The sequence below is a fragment of the Subsaximicrobium wynnwilliamsii genome, from assembly GCF_007997225.1.
Lineage (GTDB): Bacteria > Bacteroidota > Bacteroidia > Flavobacteriales > Flavobacteriaceae > Psychroserpens > Psychroserpens wynnwilliamsii.
On the sequence record NZ_VORM01000024.1, the window covers coordinates 1 to 22,283 of the forward strand.

The window sequence follows — 22,283 nt, forward strand, 5'->3', positions numbered from 1 at the left end:
ACACTTTTACCTGCCTGCAGCAATTCTACCACAGTTGTTTTAAATTCATTGTCGAAATTTCTTCTCATAATACAAAGTTATAGTTTTCGGACTAGATAAATTCGTCACAGCAAATGTAGACACTCCACTATCGGGATCGTCTTCATCTTCGTCTTCGGTCTTCGGTCTTTATTTCAAATTCAAATTCAAGTTCAAGTTCATCTTCAACTTCATCTTCGTCTTCGGTCTTCGGTCTTTATTTCAATTTCAATTTCAATTTCAAGTTCATCTTCATCTTCATCTTCATCTTCGTCTTCATCTTCGTCTTCGTCTTCGTCTTCGTCTTCATCTTCGTCTTCGTCTTCGTCTTCGTCTTCATCTTCGTCTTCGTCTTCGTCTTCGTCTTCGTCTTCATCTTCATCTTCTCCCGATAGCTATCGGGATCGTCTTAAAATTCATCTTCGTCTTCGGTCTTCGATCTTTATTTCAAATTCAAATTCAAGTTCAAGTTCAAGTTCAAGTTCATCTTCATCTTCGTCTTCGGTCTTTATTTCAATTTCAATTTTAAGTTCAAGTTCATCTTCATCTTCATCTTCATCTTCATCTTCATCTCCCTTTTCCGTATCTTTATAAAAAAATCGACCTATGGAATCCATCATCAACTATTTTGAAACCATCCCATCATTGCACAGAAGCTTGATACTTGTGGGTGGGTTGACGTTTTTTTGGGTGTTGGAAGGAACGCTGCCTTTGTTCAATTTCAAATACAAAAAATGGCAGCATGCTTGGCCAAATATTTTCCTTACCTTGACTACCATTGTTGTTAATTTCAGCTTGGCATTTCTGCTCATTTTCACTGCAGATTGGGTCACGACGCATAATTTTGGCATCATCAATTGGATTCCCAACTTGCCGTTATGGGGCTATGTGTTGCTGGGTGTGCTGTTGCTCGATTTTATTGGGGCGTATTTAGCGCATTATGTAGAGCATAAGGTCAAACCACTGTGGATGGTGCATTTGGTGCATCATACCGATCATAATGTAGACACCACCACTGCCAATCGCCACCATCCACTGGAAAGTGTGATCCGGTTTGGGTTTACGTTGGCAGGTGTTTTTATCGTGGGCACCCCAATCGCCATTGTGTTTTTATACCAATCCCTATCTTTGGTGGCCACGCAATTTACGCACGCCAATATCAAAATGCCACGTCAATTGGATAAGCTTATGAGTTATGTCTTGGTCTCGCCAGACATGCATAAGGTGCACCACCATTATGTGTTGCCTTATACCGATTCTAACTTCGGAAACATTTTCTCCATCTGGGACCGCCTCTTCGGGACTTTTATGATATTGGACCGGGACAACATCGTTTATGGTGTTGATACCTTTCCGGATGAGGTGGCCAACGGAAAAATCAGTACGCTGCTCAAGCAACCGTTTCATAAGTACCGAAAACCCACCAATGCTAAGATATCAGAACAATGAGAAGGGTGTTGGTTTTATGTGTTCTTATGGTTTTTAATTGCAAATCCATGAAAAAAATCGATATTCAAGGGCATCGCGGCTGTCGCGGTCTCTTGCCAGAAAATTCTTTGCCAGCCTTTCAAAAAGCCTTGGATTTGGGTGTGACCACCTTGGAGCTTGATGTTATCATTTCTGCAGATAATAAAGTGGTCGTGTCTCATGAACCCTATTTAAATCATGAGATTGCGCTTGATTTATCTGGAAAACCAATTACTGAAGCGAATGAACTGTCCTACAATTTGTATCAAATGCCTTATGATAGCATTAAAAAGTATGACTGCGGAAGCAAGCCTCACCCGAGATTTCCAAACCAGATCAAACAAAAGGTATATAAGCCTTTGCTTACTGAAGTGATTGCCTTGGCGGAAACACAATCGGGACACAAGATTCAATACAACATCGAAATCAAGAGCAGCCCCAAAACCGATGGTGTTTTTACGCCAAGCGTTGAAGCCTACGTGGCTTTGGTTTTAAAGATCATTACTGCGGAAGGCATTCTGGAGAGAACCACCTTGCAGTCTTTTGATGTGAGGGCTTTGGAACTGTTTCATGCCACTGCGCCTTCAGTAAAATCTGCGCTGCTGGTGGATGAAGACGAATCGATTTCCAAAAAACTGGAGTTGCTGTCTTTTGAGCCAGATGTTATAAGTCCGTACTTTGAATTGCTGGAGGCAAAGTGGGTTTCAGAATATCAACAAATGGGTTATCAAATCATCCCTTGGACGGTAAATACGGAAGCCGATATTCTGCGTATGTTGGCTTTTGATGTGGACGGGATTATTTCCGATTATCCCGATAGAGTCATAAGTATGAATAATTCAAATTAGTTTCTTGAATGTATTTTGAGATTCTTTTTAATTGATTTAGAGTAATATAGTGTATATTAGCCTTCGGCTTAATGCTCAAATTCTGTTTAAAAGGTCATTTGTCGTTGCATTGCCAATGCTTGACCCTATAATTTGAGGGCTTGAAATGTTATGCTTAATTTTGCCCGAAATACGTTTTTGATAGTCCAAATATGAGCAATCGACGTATTTATTAAAACTGTAAATGACCCCAATCGTGAACAAGTTTAATGCTTTTTCTATGAACCTAAAACCATTTTTATTTGTTCTTGGTTGCCTACTGCTTTTCAGTGCCAGCGGTTTTGCACAAGATAATGTGCATACCTTGCTCAAAAAAAACATAAACCCTTTAGCTGATCGCTTGACCGAAGAACTCTCGGTTTCTCGTGATTCCTTATTGCTCGAAAACGATCTCTTGTTTAGTAAGATTCGGTTTTTCAATGAAGAGCAAAAGTATGATAAGACCTTTTATTTCAAGCCAGCGGTAAAGAAAGGTAAAATTGCACTTACCGATTTGCCTTTGGGAAGCTACAGCGTCATGTTTTATCAAATAGATCGCATCATCGTTTTTCGGGTCGATCGCTTATCCAAATTCAACAATATCATAAAAACAGTCGATAAAATTGAGGATCCAGCTATTCTGGCCGATATCAATTTCAGACCCAAAGCCGCTGCATTTAAACGAGCCGATGAAAAGTCGCTTGACCCCAACCAAAGCAGTAAGTTTAGTGATATGGCCATCAACGCCTCAGATTTTGATTTAAACACCAATGCTCAAAATGCGAGGCCTCCTGGGCTCATGGATACGTCAACCAAAGGGTTTGGGCAATCTGGGGATGGAGATTATGATCTCGCCTCCACGGGCTTATCTTCCAAAATCATTCCTATGGATTCAAGATTTGGAACGGGCTCCAAGGGCTCACAAAATGGAGAAACTTTTGATAGCAATAGTATTTATTTTGAAAGTGGACGCAAAGGCATTCAACCTTATGATCTTTCCAACCAAGACCGTGACCATGTGCAAACCCGAGACGATTACAGAAGCACGCACCTAAGACCCAACGGAAAGCCCTACGATTAGTAGGATTTCAGTGCAACAACGCAAAAATTAGTTAAAAGTTAAAAGCACGAAGTACGAAGCACAAAGTGCAGATCTAAAAATCCCAACCTTGAATATTGAATATTGAATATTGAATATTGAATTTTGAACCTTGAACCTTGAACCTTGAACCTGCCTGCCGGCAGTGAACATCAGTCATAAATCAAGTACGTTTCCCTAGTTTTCTCAAACGCAGCCAGTCCTTCTTCCCAGGAGGCTTTAATCTCCTGCTCTGTTTTTCCGGCCTTGATCTGTGCTTCCAAAGTTTTCGTGCCTGCCAGCTTGGTAAAAAAATCAGTGAAGAACAGCGATTTGTCAATGCTATTTTTATAAGCTGTAATTAGGAAACTCAAATCCAGTTGCTCCAAACGTTCGTGAGTACTCAAATCCCTTCCGTAGCAAAGCTTACCATCATGCTTTGGATTGCTGGCTCCAGGTTTGGGGGAGGGAAAAAAACTAAACTCATACTTCGATTTATCCAAATACGGGCTTCCAAAGATTTGAAACTGTTTGGTAGTGCCTCTTCCCACGCTCACATTGCTGCCTTCAAAAAAGCAAAGGCTGGGATAGAGGTTGATCGCTTGGTCATTTGGCAAGTTAGGCGAAGGCTTAATAGGCAAGCTATAGCGCTTATCATGATTGTAATTTTTCATGGGTATTATGGAAAGTTCACATTGCAAACCGTCTTTCAACCATTTTTCGCCATTGATCATCTGCGCGTACTCGGCGATGGTCATGCCATGCACCACAGGAATGGGATGCATGCCCACAAAGCTTTTGTGTTGAGGTTCTAGAATGGGGCCGTCCACATAATAACCGTTGGGATTTGGTCGGTCTAAAATAAGCAAAGGGATTTTTGCTTCCGCACAGGCTTCCATGATGTAATGCAAGGTCGAGATGTAGGTGTAAAAACGCGCCCCCACATCTTGAATATCAAAAATCATAAGCTCAATGCCCTCCAATTGCTTCGGCGTTGGTTTTTTGTTGTTTCCGTAAAGGGAGATCACGGGCAGTTGGGTTTTGGGGTCAACGCCATCGGTAATCAACTGGCCAGCATCGGCTTCGCCACGAAAGCCATGTTCTGGCGCAAATACGCACTTGATGTTTACTTGCAGTTGCTTCAGCGAATCCACTAAATGGGTTCCCGTGGCTTTGTTTTCAGCAAAAATAACCGAGGTTTGATTGGCAACAATACCTACCCGCTTGCCTTTGAGCATTGGCAAATAAGCTTCAGTTCTATTGGCAGCAACCACGATATTGGACTCCAACTTTGTGGTTTCGGTCTTGCTGCTTTCATTTTCAGCTTTCGTATTCTGGGCCGCAGACTTAGAACCATTCCCGCAGGAAATCAATACTAAAAGCAGCACTATTATTACAGGGAAAACCCTATTTTTGGATTTCGATAAATGCATAGCAAATTTTGAATTTCGAGTTTTTTTTAGCCAAACGTATCATTGGCAGTAAAGCGTATAAAAGTAGTGTTTCGGCACCAATTATAAAAATTGGGATTTCCGCGATCGCTATTGGTATGGTTGTAATGCTTATTGCCATTGCCACAGGGCTCGGCCTTCAAAAAAAGGTTCGAGAAAAAGTGGTGGCCTTTAATGGTCACATCACTATCTCAAAATACGACGGGAATATTTCCAACGAGTCCATTAAATCCATTTCCACGAACCAGGATTTTTATCCGAAATTCACTTCCGTAGAAGGCATCAAGCACATTCAGGCGGTAGCAACAAAATTTGGAGTGATTCGCACAGAGACCGATTTTGAAGGCATTGTGCTCAAGGGGGTTGGTGCAGATTACGACTGGTCTTATCTTGAGGATTTTTTAGTGGAAGGGCAACTGCCAAAATATGGAAAAGGTTACAGTGGCGATGTGGTCATTTCCAGTTATCTGGCCAACCGTTTACAGTTTGAATTGGGCGATAGTTTTCAAACCGTTTTTGGCAAGGAAAGTATTGAAGAGATTCCGTTTCAGCGACGTTTTAAGATTGTGGGCATTTTCAATTCTGGCTTCAACACAATAGATAAAACCTTTATGATTGGCGATTTGGCGCACATCCAACGCATGAATAAATGGGGAAAAGACCAAGTTGGGAATTTCGAGATTTTTCTGGATGATTTTAGCCAGTTATTTCAAAAGGAAACCGAAATTCGCAATGCCATCCCACCACTGCTAAACACCCAAAATATAGAGGAGAAATTCCAAACCACGTTTGAATGGATCAAGATTTTCGACAATAACACCTATGGCATCATCGCCATCATGATCATCGTGGCTGGCATCAACATGATCACTGCGCTCTTGGTTCTCATTTTGGAGCGCACCCAAATGATTGGTGTTTTAAAGGCACTGGGTAGCAACAATTGGAGCATTAGAAAAGTATTCTTGATCAACGCCACGTATCTTATTGGTCTCGGGCTGTTTTGGGGCAACCTAATAGGTTTGGCGCTTCTCTTTGCCCAGCAATACTTCGAAATCCTTAAATTCCCGAACCCTGAACAGTATTACGTCAGCGTGATTCCCGTACATATTGGTTGGGATTACCTGCTGCTTTTAAACCTGGGCACCTTTGTGGCCTGTTTGGCAATGATGCTGATTCCCTCGTATATTATTACCAAGATTTCTCCAGTAAAAGCGATGCGATTTCAATAGGCATTATAATTAAGTCTCCTGTCTCCGGTCTCCAGTCACCGGTCTCCTGTCTCCTGTCTCCAGTCTCCAGTCTCCTGTCTCCAGTCTCCGGTCTTTATTCTTTGTACTCAAAGCGAAGCGTACTTAATACTTTTTTTTCGGGCCTTACCCTTGCCCACCCAAAAGTGGCCCAAGCGTCGGGCTGTTCGTCATATCTTTTTAGGCAGCCATACCACTGCGTTTTATGGCGGCCTATAAAGGATGCCACTGCCGCCTGCCCGCCGGAAGGCAGGTCCCTAAGGCGGAAATCCAAGAGCGCTCTTTGAAAGTTTAGCTGTTATTCACAATTATTTTACGCTTCTAAAATCACTGGTTTGACCATTTTGCTTGTTTAATTTTAGAATTCCTGATTTTGGATCTTTTAGGGTTAAGACGCAACGCAAGAAAAGTGGGCGGATAAAATCTAATGATAGACTTCGCTACGGTACTTGGATGCGCCTTGGATGTTTTCGACAGGCGTCTGTTGCCAATAAATGACTGCCTAATATTGTAGTGTACAAGCATGTTTATGCCTTGCTAGCAGCGATTATCCTCAAAAAAATGCCAATTTGTACGTCGCGCGTTGAGATTTCACTAATTTTGCGAACGCTAAACACCGGCAAGTTGATATTTTTGCTGTTGTTGATTTGAAACACAGCACAATTAAGTACTAAAAGATTTAATAAAAATGACCTACGCAGAAAACATATTAGAAACCATTGGCAACACGCCACTGGTGAAGCTCAATAAATTGACCGCCGAATTACCATGTTTGGTGCTTTCAAAATACGAAACCTTTAATCCAGGGAATTCTGTAAAAGACCGCATGGCTGTCAAAATGATTGAAGATGCCGAAGCCGACGGTCGCCTAAAACCAGGAGGCACCATCATTGAAGGCACATCTGGCAATACCGGAATGGGGCTCGCCTTGGCGGCAATCGTGAAAGGCTATAAATGCATTTTTGTGATCAGTGACAAACAATCCAAGGAAAAAATGGACGTTCTTAGGGCTGTGGGTGCAGAGGTAGTGGTATGTCCAAATGATGTTCCGCCTACCGATCCACGAAGCTATTATTCCGTTTCCAAGCGTTTGGGCGAGGAGACCCCAAATTCCTGGTACGTGAATCAATACGATAACCCGAGTAACTGTACTGCACATTTTAAGAGCACTGGTCCAGAAATCTGGGAACAGACCGACGGCAAAGTGACCCATTTTGTAGTTGGTGTGGGCACTGGTGGAACCATCTCAGGGGTGGGCTCTTACCTTAAGATGAAAAATCCCAAGATCAAGATTTGGGGGGTTGATACCTATGGTTCGGTATTTAAGAAGTATCACGAAACCGGTATTTTTGATGAAAATGAAATCTATCCTTATATTACCGAAGGTATTGGCGAAGATATTTTACCTCTGAACGTTAATTTTGGGGTTATTGATGGGTTTACTAAGGTAACCGATAAAGATGCTGCTGTTTACACCCAAAGATTGGCACGTGAAGAAGGCATGTTCTTGGGCAATAGTGCAGGAGCGGCCATTAAGGGCGTGCTGCAATTAAAGGAACATTTTACCAAAGATGACGTGGTGGTGGTCCTATTCCATGACCATGGGAGTCGTTATGTAGGGAAAATCTACAACAACGATTGGATGCGTGCCCAAGGATTTATAGAGTAGTACCTCTGGTTATATCCTTATTTCTGGCGTAGACATCTAATTTACCTAGCTCATACTATCATGGTCTACATAGGACGAAACGATTTATTACCTAGGACGCGTCTTAAATAGGCTATCGAAATAGTAGTGTATAGACGAATATTGTTTTAGGGCATCCTTGTTTTTGGTCCTAGTTCTAAAAGGCCTAAGTAGGGAAAGGCCATTGTAGAATCAAAAGATTGAATCGAAATTTATAGACGATGCCCAAACTAACCATAAATCGCAAATCTGAAACGAACAATAAAGCCCGAAAAATAGGCGTCTATATTGATGGTATTAGGGTGGGCAGCATAGCCAATGGCGAATCACAAAGCTACGAGGTGTTAGCTGGCCGGCATGAAGTATCTGCAAAAATAGATTGGTGCGGAAGTCAGATAAAAAGCATTGACCTCAAAGACTCCCAAACTCAAACCTTAGCATTGGCTGGGTTCAAATACGGTTCTGTAGCTGGGATTGTTATGCTCCTCTTTTTTGGTTCTTATTTGATTGGCAAATATGTCTTTGATTTGAAATTATATTTTTTGATAGTGGGCACAGTGCTTACATTTTGCTATCCGTTATATTTTATAACTTTTGGCAGAAACCATTATCTCAAGTTAAGCGAAGTAACTGCAGCCGAAATTTAAAGGTTTTCATTCCAATTTTATCCAATCCATGAGTAGCATGAAGGACTCCTCCTTTTTGTTGCCAATTAAAAAAGTAACCTCTTCCATTTCTTTTCCAGGATAGTTGGGGCGGTCTAATTTGCGGCCTCTATATTGTGGTTGCATCTTATTAAATGGGATGTCTATGGTCATCCACTCTTTGGTAGTCTCGAACTCAAAGACATAAGAGGCATCGTCGCTTCTATTGGTTTTCACGCGAAATTGATAGTTTTTTCCATCGCCCTTGATTTTCAATATGAATTTAGAAAAATCGCTGCTGCTCTTTGTTTTGAAATTGTAGCGTAGGGATGAGAAACCGCCATTGTTTTCTAAAGAGATGCGTCCATAAAATTCTCCGTAACCTTTGGCGTTGAGCTTAAAATCGCCGTTAGAGCGACCGCCCATCACAACGTCATCAATAATTTTCCAATTGGAAACATCAGCGTTGGGGGTGAAATCAAAAAGTGTCATAGTTGAAATGGTTATTAAAGTTAATACGAGTAGAAGTGCTTTCAAGTGGAATTCCTTTTGATGAATTTACAAAATTTGAAACCAATGCCAACAAAAAAAACCGTTAAAGCTTTTTGCGTGAGAATCTTAGACGAAATGATTATATTTAATCATGCAAGAGGATTTTCTACATTACGTCTGGAAACACAAAAAAATAGACGTGCTCAATCTCAAGACAAGCAAGCAGCAGCCCATCCGGATTGTTTCGGTAGGACGGCATAACTACAACTCAGGCCCCGATTTTTTCAATGCGCAATTGAGCATTGGCGATCAACTATGGGCTGGCAATGTAGAGATCCATATCAAGAGCAGCGATTGGTACGCCCACCACCACGAGCAGGATGTGGCCTATGATAACGTGATTTTGCATGTGGTGTATGAGCATGATTCAGACATATTCAGAAAAGACAATTCTGAAATTCCCACCCTGGAACTCAAACAAGTTATCAACCAAGGCGTTTTTGAAAATTACAAACGCCTTTTTTCCGCAAAGCACCAATGGATCAATTGCGAAACCGATTTTGCAGCGGTTGATGATTTCATCATTTCCAATTGGTTGCAGCGTCTTTATTTTGAACGCTTGGAAGTTAAGGCGAATCGGGTGGAGGCGCTTTTGACCGCTTCAAAAAATGATTGGGAAGCGGTGTTATTTAAACTGCTGGCGAAAAGTTTCGGACTCAAAGTCAATGGAGAGGCCTTTTTGAGCATGGCGAGTTCCATGGATTTCTCGGTAATTAGAAAAACCCAAAACAAACAAATGGCCTTAGAGGCCTTGTTTTTCGGTCAGGCCGGACTTTTGGAACATGCTACCGATGTATCTTACCAAGTAGCATTGCAAAAGGAGTACGAATTCTTGAAACAAAAGTTTCAGTTGGAGAACTCACACGTGATGCCCTTTCAGTTTTTCAGACTGCGACCGCCTAATTTTCCAACAATACGCCTGTCACAATTGGCCATGCTTTATCATAAAGAGCAACATTTGTTATCAGAGCTCATTGCTGCCAAGAGCATGGCCGATTTTTATGAACTGTTTGAAGTGACTACTTCCGAATTTTGGAAAAGCCATTACACCTTCAGCAAATGTTCTAAAGCTTCCGCTAAAAAATTGACCAAAGCCTTTGTGGATTTACTGGTCATCAATACGATTCTTCCTATAAAATTCAGTTACGCCAGGCATAAAGGGCAATCTGTGGTGCAAGAGATTTCTGAATTGATTTCAGAAATTGAGGCCGAGAAAAACAGCATTAGCAAAGGCTTCAATAGCCTAAAAGTTGTGGCGAGCAGCGCCATGGATTCACAGGCATTGATTCAGCTTAAAACCAATTATTGTGATACCAATCAATGTTTGCGATGTGCCATTGGCAATTCACTTTTAGGAAAATAAATTTTAACACTCGTTAACTAAAACCTAAATTGCAGCATGAAGTGGTTTTACAAAATGTTATATTACTCTCAAAAACGAGGCTATTACGTTTGCCAACGCATCGCAGACCGTTTGGGGATTAGAGCGAAGGTGGTTAGGACCACTTTCATGTACCTCACTTTTGTGACTTTGGGTTTTGGCTTTACATTGTACCTTTTCTTTGCGTTTTGGATGCGCATCAAGGATATTGTATATACCAAGCGCAGCTCTGTTTTTGACCTATAGCCTATGAATCCCTTAGTTCGATTTTTTAAAGTAAAGCTTTACACCGCACTTTTTTTGTTGGTGCTTATGCTCGTGATTGGCGTTTTGGGCTTCCGGGTCATATCTGATTATTCATGGATCGATGCGCTTTACATGACCGTTATTACCATCACTACGGTGGGTTATGGAGAGGTACAACCATTAGATGCGAACGCCAAACTCTTTACGATCTTTCTCATCCTTTCGAGCGTGGTCGTTTTGGGGTATGCGATTACCGTGATTACTGAATATATTTTGAGTAAAAACAATTTTGAAGAACAAAAACAGAGAAAAATGCAAAAAAGGATAGATGGCTTTAGTGACCATATCATTATTTGTGGTTACGGAAGAAATGGGAAACAGGCTGCCAAAAAATTGTTGGCCTACGGAAAAACCTTTGTGATCATTGAAAAGAATAAGGAACTTATGGATAAGTCTCAAACAGATGAAATTCCCTTTGTCCTTGGAAATGCCAATGAGGATGAGATTCTAATCCAAGCAGGCATTGCCCGTGCCAATACCTTAATTACGGCCTTGCCCAATGATGCCGATAATTTGTTTGTGGTGCTTTCCGCAAGACAGATGAAAGCCAATTTGACCATTATTAGTCGTGCCTCACAGGAAACCTCTTACCAAAAGCTGAAGCTTGCGGGTGCCGACAACGTTATCTTGCCCGATCGTATTGGCGGCGACCACATGGCCTCTCTGGTGGTGGTGCCCGATTTGATTGAGTTTATCGATAACCTTGCCATCGTGGGAAAATCAAATATCAATATTGAGGAAGTGCCAATAGAAAAACTATACAATGCCTCGAGCATCAAAACCATTAAAGATTTGGACTTGAGACGTAAAACCGGGTGTACGGTCATAGGTTATAAAGATGTAAATGGTGAGTACATCGTGAACCCCGAAGCCGACCAAAGTTTGGTGCCAGACTCCAAAATCATCGTCTTGGGTAAACCAGAACAGATTCAAAAGTTGAATTCCTTATATGATATTGGCTAAAATGCATTTTCATTTTAACATGGCAATCCTTAAAATTTCAAAAATTTTTTAGCATCTTGTGCGGCGAAAAAGCAACTAACATTACTAAATAACTAAACCAATCACAAATGAAGAAATATCTTCTTTCCATTTTCATCGCAATTCTACCCATTTTAATATTTTCCCAAGAAACCGATTTACAAAAAGATGAGCTTAGCACCTCCCAAAAAATAGATGCCACTTTCAAGAACTACACCGGTTGGTTTGTTGATGGTATTTTTGCTGAAATTCCTTTCGGTGAAATAAGCGAGGAAATTTCGTTGGACCTTACTAAAGAAGACCCTGTCAAATACATCAAGACCGTTGAAAACGATACGGTCCATATTACCGGGATTAGACTGCCAAGCAATAGAATAGCGACGCTAATAACGATTGAGAGCGGCAATGATCTCACGATACGCGATGAGAACAGTCTTGTCATTCCCATCAGCGATATGTCGTCAAATCCTAGTGTGACTTTAATGGCACAAGCGCCCTATGCAAGTATTCCTTGGGTGCTTATTGTATTGATAGGTGGTGCACTCTTTTTCACCATTTATTTTAAGTTTATAAACGTCACGGGATTTACAACAGCCTTTGCAGTGGTTCGTGGTAAATATGAGGACATTGAAAAGCATGGAGTAGATACCCTTTATGGCGATCAAACAGAAAATGAAGGTGAGAATATTATTGAGACCATAAGAGATGATAGTGCCGATGGCGAAGTGAGTCACTTCCAAGCCCTAACGGCTGCATTATCAGCAACGGTTGGTCTAGGGAATATTGCTGGTGTTGCGGTGGCATTGTCCATTGGTGGCCCAGGAGCAACCTTTTGGATGATCGTGGCTGGACTTTTAGCGATGGCCTCAAAATTTGCCGAGTGTACCTTGGGTGTTAAATACAGGGATGTTGGCGAAGACGGTACCGTTTACGGTGGCCCCATGTACTATTTAACCAAAGGACTCAAGACTAAAGGCATGGGCGGTTTTGGTAAGGTCTTGGCCTTTTTGTTTGCCATTTTCGTTATCGGTGGTTCGTTTGGAGGCGGTAACATGTTCCAAGCCAATCAAGCGGCAGCACAATTTGTGAAACTTTTTGAATTGGAAGGCAGTAATGCAGGACTTTATTTTGGTCTTGTCATGGCTGGTTTGGTAGCGGTGGTCATTATTGGTGGTATTAAGAGAATCGCCAAAGTCACTGAAAAAGTGGTGCCATTTATGGCTGGCATCTACGTTTTGGCATCTTTGATCATTTTAGGTGCAAACTGGCATCTTATTGACGATGCCTTCGTATTGATTTACCAGGGTGCCTTTTCCGGATTGGGCATTGCCGGTGGTTTGATTGGTGTGATGATTCAAGGGATTCGCCGTGGCGCCTTTTCTAATGAGGCAGGCGTTGGTTCTGCAGCAATTGCCCACTCGGCAGTTAGAACAAAGTATCCTGCAAGTGAGGGTATCGTTGCGCTATTGGAGCCTTTTATAGATACGGTCGTGATTTGTACCATGACGGCTTTGGTGATTGTAATTACCAATTTTGACGGACAGTTCATGCAATACGGTGTTGAGATTACAGAAGGTGTTGAAATTACAGCCCAAGCCTTCGATACGGTAATCCCGCATTTCTCCATAATATTAACAATAGCGGTTATTCTTTTTGCGTTTTCCACAATGATCTCATGGTCTTATTACGGGATGCAAGGTTGGGTTTACCTTTTTGGAAAAGGAAAAATCACAGACCTAGTGTACAAAGTATTATTCTTGTTCTTCGTAGTCGTTGGCGCTTCAATCAGTTTGGGAGCGGTAATCAACTTCTCCGATGCCATGATTTTTGCCATGGTCGTGCCTAATATTATTGGAGTTGTATTATTGTCTCCAGTCATTAAAAAGGAACTCAAGAAATACTATAAAGCCATCGAGACCAAACGTGAGGCCATTGATGATGGTGCAACAGATTTTACAGATAAGCATTAAGTAAAATTATAATCTTATGAAATCCCACTTCCAGTTTACTAGAAAACAGAGAAGTGGGATTTTTTTATTGTTACTGCTCATCCTTATTGCCCAATGCGCCTATTTTTTCATAGATTTTTCTTCGGAAGAGATCCAGCCCAACCCAACAGATTTAGAGTTGTTTCAAGCGGAAGTGGATTCGCTTAAATTGGTGAAGCAAGAAGCGGCCAAACCGAAAATCTATCCGTTCAATCCCAATTACATTACAGATTTCAAGGGGTATTCCCTTGGAATGAGTAATGCTGAAATAGATCGCCTGCTCAATTTTAGGAGTACTAATCAGTGGATTAATTCTGCGGAAGACTTTCAACGTGTCACACAAGTTTCCGATTCCCTACTGGCTGTATTATCCCCCAATTTTAAGTTTCCCGAATGGGTTACCAATCCGAAGCCAAAACCCGATTACGGCTATTCCAGTGCGGTCAAACCAAAAAGTTTTCAGCAAAAAGTGGATTTGAACGTTGCAACCGCAGCCCAATTGCAAAAAGTCAATGGGATTGGTGAGAAGCTTTCTGTGAGAATAGTCGAATTTAGAACCCGTTTGGGCGGTAAATTCATTGCCGACGTGCAGCTAAAAGAGGTCTATGGTCTATCACCAGAAGTTATTGAGCGTGTGCTCAACGAGTTTACGGTAAAGTCTGCAATGCCCATAAAAACCGTAAATCTCAATACTGCAACCTTGGATCAATTAGTGACCATTCCCCATATTGATTATGAGATCGCACAGCAGATCATTGAATCCAGAATCTTGCGTGAAGGCTTTAACTCGTTGGAAGAGTTAACAAAAGTTAAGGAGTTTCCCATCGGGAAATTTGAGATAATTAGGTTATATTTGACACTTGATTGAATTAAAAAAAATTGCAAGATATGGACAGTAGGTACTTCACAGAGGAGCACGAATTATTTAGACAGAGTTTAAAAGATTTTTTACAGAAAGAGGTCGTCCCACACATTGATAAATGGGAAGAAACAGGCCACATTGAACGTTTCATTTGGAAGAAATTCGGTGATATGGGTTTCTTTGGTATTCCTTATCCTGAGGAATTTGGTGGTCTCGATCTAGACCTTTTTTATACAGTTATTTTGCTAGAAGAACTTCAAAAAATAAATTCTGGTGGCTTCGCAGCAGCTATATGGGCGCATGCTTATTTGGCCATGACCCATTTAAATAAAGAAGGCGACCAAGCCATCAAGGAAAAATATTTGGCACCTAGCATCGCTGGCGATATGATTGGCTGTCTTTGCATAACCGAACCTTTTGGTGGTAGTGACGTTGCAGGAATGCGCAGCACTGCTGTTAAGAAAGGTGATACCTATGTCATCAATGGTTCCAAAACCTTTATTACCAATGGTGTTTTGAGTGATTACTTGGTGGTTGCCGCTAAGACCTCACCAGAGTTGGGCAATAAGGGCCTTAGTATATTTGTGATTGATCGCGACACCCCAGGAATTTCAGCAACCAAATTGGATAAGTTGGGTTGGAGAGCTTCCGATACTGGGGAGATTGCTTTTGACAATGTCACTATCCCTGCCTCCAACTTAATGGGTGAAGAGGATATGGGCTTTCCATACATCATGCAACATTTCGCGCTCGAACGTTTGATCATGGGCATCAATGCACACGCAAGAGCAGAATTTGCCTTGGAATATGCTTTGGAGTATATGAAAACACGTGAAGCCTTCGGTAGAACGATTGATAAATTTCAGGCACTGCGTCATAAAATTGCCGATTTATATACCGAAATGGAGATCTGTAAAGAGTTCAATTATTCTGTGGCCTATCGTTTGAATAAGGGCGAATATGTGGTCAAGGAAGCGACCATGTCCAAACTGCAGTGCACCAAAATGTCTGATGAGGTCATTTACCAGTGTCTTCAGTTTTTGGGCGGCTATGGCTATATGGAAGATTACCCAATGGCAAGACTTTCCAGAGACAGTCGATTGGGCCCCATCGGCGGCGGCACTTCAGAAATCTTGAGAGAGATTATCGCCAAAATGGTAATCGACAAGAAAGATTACAAGCCAGCGACCTAGTTTGATGATTATCATTTTGGCGAACATTGTTTTCAATTTGCCAAAATGCTAATCGACAAGAAAGATTACAAACCAGTGACCTAATTTCAATGATTATCATTTTGGCGAACATTGTTTTCAATTCGCCAAAATGCTAATCGACAAGAAAGACTACAAGCCAGCGACCTAATTTTAATGATTATCATTTTGGCGAACATTTTTTTCAATTTGTCAAAATGCTAATCGACAAGAAAGATTACAAGCCAGCGACCTAATTTCAATGATTATCATTTTGGCGAACATTTTTTTCAATTCGCCAAAATGGTAATCGACAAGAAAGATTACAAGCCAGCGACCTAATTTCAATGATTATCATTTTGGCGAACATTGTTTTCAATTCGCGAAAATGCTAATCGACAAGAAAGACTACAAACCAGTGACCTAATTTCAATGATTATCATTTTGGCGAACATTTTTTTCAATTCGCCAAAATGCTAATCGACAAGAAAGACTACAAACCAGTGACCTAATTTCAATGATTATCATTTTGGCGAACATTTTTTTCAATTTGCCAAAATGCTAATCGACAAGAAAGATTACAAGCCAGCGACTTAAATCATTGTCGCTTAGTTTAAAAAGTTTTATATTTCAGACCTGTCAGGTTTTTAAAACCTCACAGGTCTTTATTTTGTTAAAACAAATATGACTTAATAAAGACGGAACTCCTTTTTTAGTGGCTCAACAATTTACCAATATGATTATCCATAAGAAAGCTTATAAAGCTGCAACCTAATCCTCCAACTATGAAACCTACTTTCATTAAAAAAACACTTCTTGTTTTGATTTTGCTGTCAACAGCCTTGAGTTTTTCCCAAACCGAGGTCAAGAACAAGATCGTTGATTTTTCGAGCTTGATGCCCATTGAGAGTGCGAGCATCTATGTCAAGGAAACCACCATTGGAACCGTAAGTAATTCCGACGGAAAATTTATATTGCAAGTGCCCAATGAATTTGCGACAGATACGCTCGTGATTTCCTCTATTGGCTATAAGAGCTATAAGGTCCCAGTTGATGAGTTTGACAATTCCTTCGAGATTTATTTAGAGGAAGATGTGGCAAGTTTGGACGAGATTTTGCTTGTGGCAGAAACCCGTCCCAAGACTGGCAATGATATTGTCTTGAAGGCCATTGAAAAGCTGGTGGTAAATATGCCCGATTCCGCGTACCTTCAGAAAGGATTTTTAAGACATAAGGAGCGCAACAAGTTGGAGTTTAAATGGCTTATCGAAAGTGCCATTACGGTTTATGATTCTGGCTATGGCTCAAAATCGGCCGAAGAACTCAAAATAAATGTGGACCAGATGCGTAAAAGTTACGATTTGCGCGACGTGGATAGCATTTTTTCTTATGTGGCTTACACCAACCAAACCAGTGCACGTTCTCGAATAAAACCAAAGGACGTTAACCGTAGAAACTTAAGCAAAGCCCAATTGGTAAAAGCCATCAAATGGAACGATGAACGCGTCAACGGACTCCAAAATCTGTTCGAGGGCAAACTGAATCTCGTGCGAAACGCAAACGATCCCAAGGCACTTTTTGGGGAGGACATGCTCAAGAAACATCAATTCGAATTGGATACTATTTTGGTGGACAATGATCGCAAACTCTACAAAATTCAAATCGAGGGTGGAGAACAATTCGTTGGTTTAGACACCGAAGGTATTTTTAATGAAGGTTACACCCCAAAAGGCTGGTTGTACATTTATTATGATAATTACGCCATCAAGAAGGTGGAGTATGAGCTTGAGGCAGCTTCCGATGCGCAGAAGGTGCGAAGCAAGCGCTTATTCGATACCACGGTAAATCATAAATTGGTCATTACCTATATCGAGTACGATGATAAAATGTACCCCAATTATGTTTATTATGAAACTCCTAAGTTGGTAAACGTCGGGATTAAATCAACTCAAAAAATCTCCAAGGCAGAAGAAGCGCGCTACAACAAAGAAGAACGTTATTATTACACGGTCCAGGAAATCCTGTTTTCTGAAATTGTTTTGGATAAAGACAAACTCGCCGAAGCACGACAACAAAAATGGGATGACGATATATTTTCAGCAAAACCCTACAACAAATCCTTCTGGGAAAACTACAATATTCTACTGGAAAGTGAAGAAGATGAGCAACTCATTAGCGATTTGAGTAAACGGGCGTCATTGTTTAAGGAATAAGAAATTTAAAATCATATTTTGTAGGAAAACACTTTAGGGAGTTACGGGAAAACCGTAATTAACTGAGCAACAAGTAGTCATATTTGTTAATATTTTGTTAATTATAGTTTTTTTTTTTTATTCTGGGAAGTTTTTTGAATTTTCGTGACCTATTAATCAATAAAACCTTAATAAAATGAAAACGATTAAACAAACTCAGAAAATGGTTGCAATCTTTTTGACCTTCGTGTTTTTAATCCCAACGGTAGTTTCTTGCTCTGGAGAGAATGTACAATCAAATAAAGTTGGTGATGACTACCAAAAAAAAGCAGCTAAAATTTTTGAAGCAGTTGATTTAGTCAATCAGAATTTTGAAAATTTACAAATGTCAAAAGGCACAGATTATGAAATAACTCAGGAGTTAGTAGATCAATATGCAGTAATGCTTGGTTATGAGGCTGGAGAATTTGATATGGTTTTAGTAGAAGAGGTTGTGGATAAATATGCTGATGTTCTAGATAGAGGTTATGAACAAGTTTTGGACGATTACGCTTTGACATCTTTTGCTAAAATTACTTTGGTTCAAATTGCCGAAGGAAATTGGATAGAAGATTTAGAGAATAATCCAAATTACGGAAATCTGAGCTTAACAGAAAAGGAAATGTTGTCTGTTGCCAATGCATATTCACAGCAATCAATGCAGCGTCTTGATGCAGGTCCTGGTATTGGCGCATTTATTGGTTTAATTGTAGGAGGATTTATTTGTAACGTTTGGTGCGTTTTGGGTGGGGCAATTATAGGAGGTATCATTGGTAGTTCATCTAAAAATGATAAATAAACATATGATAACCTTAAGAAATATTATTTTTTTCAGCATCATACTTTTTTTACAGTCTCTGTCAGCTCAGGATAATAAAAATGTGGAGGAGGGCGATTGGATGTTATCTTCCAGAATCGGTTTTGGTACTTTAGAGGTTGAAGATGTTGCTAAGACTAACGCAACGGTTGCAGAAGTGTTTTTAGGTAGGGAATTTTTATTGTCCAATCAATTTTCACTCTATACGGGTTTAGAGTTTTCCAACGTGAATTCGAACTTTGCTAATGGCTCAAACCAAAACTTATTCTTATCTAATGATTATTTGAGTTTGCCTATTAATTTACGAATTTCTTACGATGATGCTGAAAAATTATCCTTATATGCCGATTTTGGCATTTATGGAAGTTATCTTTTAAAATCAACAGTAGAAATTGAAGCTGATGATCTGGATGATAGTGAAAATGGACTTGGCTTTAACTTTGGTTATCAAGTAGCTTTTGGAGCGAAATATAAATTTCAAGACTCGAGATATTCGATAAATTTTGGTCTTAGAACAAAGAACGATTTGATAAATAGCTATAAGAGTTCCGAGCAGGAATTTCAAATTAATGATGTATATCTTATAGAAATTGGTTTGGGATTTGCGCTGTAATTATGAAGTAAAAGATAAGTTGAAAACTAATTTTTGTTTTTCAGCTTGTCTTTTTGTATTGATACTATCCTGTAACAGTAAGCCCAAATCATTTTTTTGGAAGGGTGTTGTAAGTGATTCTACACAAGTATATATTGCTTACCGTGGTACCAATACAAAGCAAGGATTCTTAGCGAATGATTTTAACATGAAAGACAGTTTGAGTTCTCATGTTGGTTTGTTGCTGAGTAAAAATAACAATTGGCAAGTTTATAATGTTATAGAAACTAAAGATAGCTTAAGCGATTTTAAGGAACAAAGTTTAGAACAATTCTATGATGTTGACAAAGAGAAAATTTTCTATGCGAGCTTTTGGAAAATAAAACATATTGATTCTTTAAACTTGTCTAAACTTAAAGAGCTCATAGGGATCTATGAGGCAAAAAACATCATTTTTGACAAATCAATTTCTTTAAATGACTCTACCAAGTTGTATTGCTCAGAATTTATACGAAATATATTATATGAAACAGATTCCACTCTATTTGATATAAACCCAGTTAAAATAGGATTGAAAGGGCTTTATAAAGCTTATTTTCGAAGTGATACTTTAGAGTATTATCCAGTGGATATTTTTCAGCAAGACAGCAACTTTTCTAAAGTTAAAGAGTGGAACTTTGAATAATTATATATTTTATTTTGAATTTTTAAATTTCGTTCTATATTTGCAGCCTTAAAAATTCTAAAAGAGAGGAGGTTAAGACACTATGTTAATAATTCCAATAAAAGAAGGAGAACAAATAGACCGTGCACTAAAGCGTTACAAGCGAAAGTTTGATAAAACGGGCACAAAGCGTTCATTAAATGAGCGTAAACAATTTACGAAACCTTCCGTTGCGCGCAGAACTCAAGTTCAAAAGGCACAGTATGTACAAGGTTTGAGAGATATCGAGAACGTTTAGTATTTATTTCATAATTGAAAATCCTGCTTGATTAGTGGGATTTTCTTTTTTCAGCATTAGGTTTTAGTCTTAGTTTTAGTTTATTCTCATTCAATTTACGATTTGAGAATTACGATTTACGATTTGGGCTTTGAATTCCACATAAAACCCTGAGACTTTGCTGGCGGGTCAGTTTGCTTTCACATTTGCAGTTTCAGTTTAAGTCGCGGAGTTAGTTTTTCGGTTTTCAATTCCAACACTATTTTGTGGCTACTTATAAACAGCTTTTGAAACCTTAGAATTTTCATTTTAGATTACAGATTGCGCACTGGTTATGGGTATGAATAGCGTATTAGGTTTATGAAAATAAGTGCCGGGCTTCAATTTGGGTTTAAAATTTTGAAATTACTTCTAGCCCCTAGCCCCTAGCCCCTAGCCCCTAGCCTCTAGCGTCTAGCGTCTAGCCTCTAACTTCTGTCTTCTGTCTTCTGTCTTCCGTCTTCTGTCTTCCGTCTTCTATTTTCCCATTTTCCTTTCTTTAAACAGCAATTCTTCGTACTTTCAATCCTCTATTAGTATAGCCCATGTCGATATCCGCTTTTTCAGATTACTTGCTTTTCGAAAAAAAGTATTCAGAATTAACGCTGAAGGCTTACCGCAGCGATCTAGAAGGTTTTTCAGAATTTATAGCTTCGGAATATGAAACGTCTTCTATAGACGATGTTAACTATCCTCAGATCAGGAATTGGATCGTGAAATTGGTGGATAGTGGCATTTCCAACCGAAGCATCAACCGGAAGATCTCCTCACTCAATTCCTACTACAAGTTTCTTCAGAAAATTGGCGAGCTTCAAATCAATCCGCTCAGTAAGCACAGAGCGCTTAAAACAGGCAAGAAGGTACAAGTGCCATTTTCGGAAAAAGAAATGGCTTCAGTTTTGGAGTTGCTCGATGGCGATACCAGTTTTGAGGGGCTTCGCAATCGTGCCATTATAGAACTGTTCTATGCCACCGGCATCCGAAGAATAGAATTGGTGCAATTGAAACTTAGAGACCTAGACCTTCAAGCGGCAACTGTCAAGATTTTGGGCAAACGAAATAAGGAGCGTTTAATGCCGTTATTGCCCTCTGTAGTGGCAAGCCTAAACCGCTATATTTTGGCCAGAAATAATTGCGAGATCATAGAAGATCCTGATCTCTTATTTTTAACCAAAAAAGGGGTTAAAATCTATGAAATGCTTGTTTACAGAATTATAAATGACTATTTTAGTCTAGTATCTTCAAAGGTAAAAAGGAGTCCGCACATTTTGAGGCACTCATTTGCGACCCACTTGCTTAACCAAGGTGCAAATTTAAATGCGGTCAAAGAGCTTCTTGGGCATTCGAGTTTGGCTGCTACGCAAGTCTATACCCATAATAGCATAGCCAAATTGAAAGAGGTGTATGCAAAAGCGCACCCTAGGAGTAAAAAATAATTTTGTCTAACCAAAAAAATAAACGATTATGAAGGTAAACACCCAATCTGTAAATTTTAATGCAGATCAAAAGTTAATAGACTTCATCCAACGACGAATGGATAAGCTAGATTTGTTTTATGATAAGGTCATTCATTCAGACGTGTATTTGAAAGTGCAAAAAACAAGTGATAAGGAAAACAAAATATTCGAAGCTCGGGTAAATGTGCCTGGTGATAGTTTTGTGGTTAAAAAGCAATGCAAGACCTTTGAGGAAGGCACAGATATGGCGGTTTCATGTTTGGAAAGACAGCTAAAAAAACGAAAAGCGAAATTAAGAGCTCATACTTAACAAAAAATTTATAAAAAATGTTTTGATTAAATAAATAAATCTTTACATTTGCAGTCCGTTAGAAATAGCGGACTTTTTTTGTGATATAAAAAAGGTTTAAAAGCCGATGTAGCTCAGCTGGCTAGAGCAGCTGATTTGTAATCAGCAGGTCGTGGGTTCGAGTCCCTCCATCGGCTCT

General features: G+C 39.8%; 23 protein-coding genes and 1 tRNA gene. 20 read left to right on the forward strand and 4 right to left on the reverse strand.

What is annotated here, in order from left to right; genetic code table 11:
- Positions 1–434 precede the first annotated feature (434 nt).
- Positions 435–635, reverse strand: coding sequence for a hypothetical protein (locus ESY88_RS21150; RefSeq protein WP_189702631.1), 201 nt, complete (start codon positions 633–635; stop codon positions 435–437).
- Between ESY88_RS21150 and ESY88_RS16400 the strand changes: the two genes are divergently transcribed.
- The 3 genes from ESY88_RS16400 to ESY88_RS16410 all read left to right on the forward strand — a co-directional run bounded on the left by ESY88_RS16400 (position 625) and on the right by ESY88_RS16410 (position 3,432).
- Positions 625–1,467 (forward strand): sterol desaturase family protein, encoded by an 843-nt coding sequence (locus tag ESY88_RS16400; RefSeq protein WP_147087624.1) that lies wholly within the window; start codon positions 625–627, stop codon positions 1,465–1,467. The genes ESY88_RS21150 and ESY88_RS16400 overlap by 11 nt on opposite strands.
- 47 nt (positions 1,468–1,514) lie before the next feature.
- On the forward strand, positions 1,515–2,333 hold the full coding sequence (locus ESY88_RS16405) for a glycerophosphodiester phosphodiesterase (protein WP_223270866.1): 819 nt from the start codon (positions 1,515–1,517) through the stop codon (positions 2,331–2,333).
- 259 nt (positions 2,334–2,592) lie between these two features.
- A complete protein-coding gene (locus ESY88_RS16410; protein WP_147087627.1) occupies positions 2,593–3,432 on the forward strand; it encodes a hypothetical protein in 840 nt (279 codons plus the stop codon).
- A 170-nt stretch (positions 3,433–3,602) separates the two neighbouring features.
- On the opposite strand, the gene ESY88_RS16415 is transcribed toward ESY88_RS16410, so the two are convergent.
- Entirely contained in the window at positions 3,603–4,862 is a 1,260-nt protein-coding gene (locus ESY88_RS16415) for an exo-beta-N-acetylmuramidase NamZ family protein (protein ID WP_147087628.1), read from the reverse strand.
- Positions 4,863–4,870: 8 nt separating this feature from the next.
- On the opposite strand from ESY88_RS16415, the gene ESY88_RS16420 reads away from it, so the two are divergent.
- Positions 4,871–6,109 carry an ABC transporter permease gene (locus ESY88_RS16420; protein ID WP_147087630.1) on the forward strand — a complete coding sequence of 413 codons (1,239 nt, stop codon included), beginning with the start codon at positions 4,871–4,873 and terminating at the stop codon, positions 6,107–6,109.
- A gap of 94 nt (positions 6,110–6,203) precedes the next feature.
- On the opposite strand, the gene ESY88_RS16425 is transcribed toward ESY88_RS16420, so the two are convergent.
- Complete coding sequence (locus tag ESY88_RS16425; RefSeq protein ID WP_147087631.1) at positions 6,204–6,401, reverse strand: hypothetical protein; 198 nt, start codon at positions 6,399–6,401, stop codon at positions 6,204–6,206.
- Positions 6,402–6,815: 414 nt separating this feature from the next.
- Here ESY88_RS16425 and ESY88_RS16430 point away from each other — a divergent pair, with 414 nt between their 5' ends.
- Both ESY88_RS16430 and ESY88_RS16435 read left to right on the forward strand, forming a co-directional pair.
- Positions 6,816–7,796 (forward strand): PLP-dependent cysteine synthase family protein, encoded by a 981-nt coding sequence (locus ESY88_RS16430; RefSeq protein ID WP_147087632.1) that lies wholly within the window; start codon positions 6,816–6,818, stop codon positions 7,794–7,796.
- 239 nt (positions 7,797–8,035) lie between these two features.
- A complete protein-coding gene (locus ESY88_RS16435; RefSeq protein WP_147087633.1) occupies positions 8,036–8,461 on the forward strand; it encodes a hypothetical protein in 426 nt (141 codons plus the stop codon).
- A 6-nt stretch (positions 8,462–8,467) separates the two neighbouring features.
- Here ESY88_RS16435 and ESY88_RS16440 read toward each other — a convergent pair whose 3' ends face one another.
- Positions 8,468–8,950, reverse strand: coding sequence for a CIA30 family protein (locus ESY88_RS16440; protein ID WP_147087720.1), 483 nt, complete (start codon positions 8,948–8,950; stop codon positions 8,468–8,470).
- 151 nt (positions 8,951–9,101) lie between these two features.
- Here ESY88_RS16440 and ESY88_RS16445 point away from each other — a divergent pair, with 151 nt between their 5' ends.
- The 14 genes from ESY88_RS16445 (at position 9,102) to ESY88_RS16510 (ending at position 22,281) form a co-directional block, all read left to right on the forward strand.
- On the forward strand, positions 9,102–10,373 hold the full coding sequence (locus ESY88_RS16445) for a DUF2851 family protein (RefSeq protein WP_147087635.1): 1,272 nt from the start codon (positions 9,102–9,104) through the stop codon (positions 10,371–10,373).
- A 36-nt stretch (positions 10,374–10,409) separates the two neighbouring features.
- Complete coding sequence (locus tag ESY88_RS16450) at positions 10,410–10,637, forward strand: PspC domain-containing protein (RefSeq protein ID WP_147087636.1); 228 nt, start codon at positions 10,410–10,412, stop codon at positions 10,635–10,637.
- Positions 10,638–10,640: 3 nt separating this feature from the next.
- The gene (locus ESY88_RS16455; protein ID WP_147087637.1) at positions 10,641–11,660 is read left to right on the forward strand and encodes a potassium channel family protein; all 1,020 of its coding nucleotides are present in this window, start codon (positions 10,641–10,643) and stop codon (positions 11,658–11,660) included.
- A gap of 107 nt (positions 11,661–11,767) precedes the next feature.
- Complete coding sequence (locus ESY88_RS16460; RefSeq protein WP_147129050.1) at positions 11,768–13,648, forward strand: alanine/glycine:cation symporter family protein; 1,881 nt, start codon at positions 11,768–11,770, stop codon at positions 13,646–13,648.
- Between the two features lie 16 nt (positions 13,649–13,664).
- A complete protein-coding gene (locus ESY88_RS16465) occupies positions 13,665–14,534 on the forward strand; it encodes a ComEA family DNA-binding protein (RefSeq protein WP_147087640.1) in 870 nt (289 codons plus the stop codon).
- A 20-nt stretch (positions 14,535–14,554) separates the two neighbouring features.
- Entirely contained in the window at positions 14,555–15,721 is a 1,167-nt protein-coding gene (locus tag ESY88_RS16470) for an acyl-CoA dehydrogenase family protein (protein WP_147087642.1), read from the forward strand.
- Positions 15,722–16,503: 782 nt separating this feature from the next.
- Positions 16,504–17,931 (forward strand): carboxypeptidase-like regulatory domain-containing protein, encoded by a 1,428-nt coding sequence (locus ESY88_RS16475; RefSeq protein ID WP_147087643.1) that lies wholly within the window; start codon positions 16,504–16,506, stop codon positions 17,929–17,931.
- Between the two features lie 175 nt (positions 17,932–18,106).
- The gene (locus tag ESY88_RS16480; protein WP_147087645.1) at positions 18,107–18,748 is read left to right on the forward strand and encodes a hypothetical protein; all 642 of its coding nucleotides are present in this window, start codon (positions 18,107–18,109) and stop codon (positions 18,746–18,748) included.
- Entirely contained in the window at positions 18,738–19,379 is a 642-nt protein-coding gene (locus ESY88_RS16485; RefSeq protein WP_147087646.1) for an outer membrane beta-barrel protein, read from the forward strand. The genes ESY88_RS16480 and ESY88_RS16485 overlap by 11 nt, the downstream gene beginning before the upstream one ends.
- 19 nt (positions 19,380–19,398) lie before the next feature.
- Positions 19,399–20,043 carry a hypothetical protein gene (locus tag ESY88_RS16490; RefSeq protein WP_147087648.1) on the forward strand — a complete coding sequence of 215 codons (645 nt, stop codon included), beginning with the start codon at positions 19,399–19,401 and terminating at the stop codon, positions 20,041–20,043.
- Between the two features lie 82 nt (positions 20,044–20,125).
- Positions 20,126–20,320, forward strand: a complete 195-nt coding sequence (rpsU, locus tag ESY88_RS16495; RefSeq protein ID WP_147087649.1) for a 30S ribosomal protein S21 — start codon at positions 20,126–20,128, stop codon at positions 20,318–20,320.
- Positions 20,321–20,883: 563 nt separating this feature from the next.
- Positions 20,884–21,774: a tyrosine-type recombinase/integrase gene (locus ESY88_RS16500; RefSeq protein ID WP_147087650.1), complete on the forward strand. Its 891-nt coding sequence runs from the start codon at positions 20,884–20,886 to the stop codon at positions 21,772–21,774.
- 28 nt (positions 21,775–21,802) lie between these two features.
- Positions 21,803–22,105, forward strand: coding sequence for a ribosome hibernation-promoting factor, HPF/YfiA family (hpf, locus tag ESY88_RS16505; RefSeq protein WP_147087652.1), 303 nt, complete (start codon positions 21,803–21,805; stop codon positions 22,103–22,105).
- 102 nt (positions 22,106–22,207) lie between these two features.
- Positions 22,208–22,281 (forward strand) — tRNA-Thr (locus tag ESY88_RS16510).
- Positions 22,282–22,283 lie beyond the last annotated feature (2 nt).

Coding starts and splice junctions, on each gene's coding strand:
- ESY88_RS16400 (WP_147087624.1), top strand. CDS start 625: ATGGAATCCATCATCAACTATTTTGAAACCATCCCATCATTGCACAGA.
- ESY88_RS21150 (WP_189702631.1), bottom strand. CDS start 635: ATGGATTCCATAGGTCGATTTTTTTATAAAGATACGGAAAAGGGAGAT.
- ESY88_RS16405 (WP_223270866.1), top strand. CDS start 1,515: ATGAAAAAAATCGATATTCAAGGGCATCGCGGCTGTCGCGGTCTCTTG.
- ESY88_RS16410 (WP_147087627.1), top strand. CDS start 2,593: ATGAACCTAAAACCATTTTTATTTGTTCTTGGTTGCCTACTGCTTTTC.
- ESY88_RS16415 (WP_147087628.1), bottom strand. CDS start 4,862: ATGCATTTATCGAAATCCAAAAATAGGGTTTTCCCTGTAATAATAGTG.
- ESY88_RS16430 (WP_147087632.1), top strand. CDS start 6,816: ATGACCTACGCAGAAAACATATTAGAAACCATTGGCAACACGCCACTG.
- ESY88_RS16435 (WP_147087633.1), top strand. CDS start 8,036: ATGCCCAAACTAACCATAAATCGCAAATCTGAAACGAACAATAAAGCC.
- ESY88_RS16440 (WP_147087720.1), bottom strand. CDS start 8,950: ATGACACTTTTTGATTTCACCCCCAACGCTGATGTTTCCAATTGGAAA.
- ESY88_RS16445 (WP_147087635.1), top strand. CDS start 9,102: ATGCAAGAGGATTTTCTACATTACGTCTGGAAACACAAAAAAATAGAC.
- ESY88_RS16450 (WP_147087636.1), top strand. CDS start 10,410: ATGAAGTGGTTTTACAAAATGTTATATTACTCTCAAAAACGAGGCTAT.
- ESY88_RS16455 (WP_147087637.1), top strand. CDS start 10,641: ATGAATCCCTTAGTTCGATTTTTTAAAGTAAAGCTTTACACCGCACTT.
- ESY88_RS16460 (WP_147129050.1), top strand. CDS start 11,768: ATGAAGAAATATCTTCTTTCCATTTTCATCGCAATTCTACCCATTTTA.
- ESY88_RS16465 (WP_147087640.1), top strand. CDS start 13,665: ATGAAATCCCACTTCCAGTTTACTAGAAAACAGAGAAGTGGGATTTTT.
- ESY88_RS16470 (WP_147087642.1), top strand. CDS start 14,555: ATGGACAGTAGGTACTTCACAGAGGAGCACGAATTATTTAGACAGAGT.
- ESY88_RS16475 (WP_147087643.1), top strand. CDS start 16,504: ATGAAACCTACTTTCATTAAAAAAACACTTCTTGTTTTGATTTTGCTG.
- ESY88_RS16480 (WP_147087645.1), top strand. CDS start 18,107: ATGAAAACGATTAAACAAACTCAGAAAATGGTTGCAATCTTTTTGACC.
- ESY88_RS16485 (WP_147087646.1), top strand. CDS start 18,738: ATGATAAATAAACATATGATAACCTTAAGAAATATTATTTTTTTCAGC.
- rpsU (WP_147087649.1), top strand. CDS start 20,126: ATGTTAATAATTCCAATAAAAGAAGGAGAACAAATAGACCGTGCACTA.
- ESY88_RS16500 (WP_147087650.1), top strand. CDS start 20,884: ATGTCGATATCCGCTTTTTCAGATTACTTGCTTTTCGAAAAAAAGTAT.
- hpf (WP_147087652.1), top strand. CDS start 21,803: ATGAAGGTAAACACCCAATCTGTAAATTTTAATGCAGATCAAAAGTTA.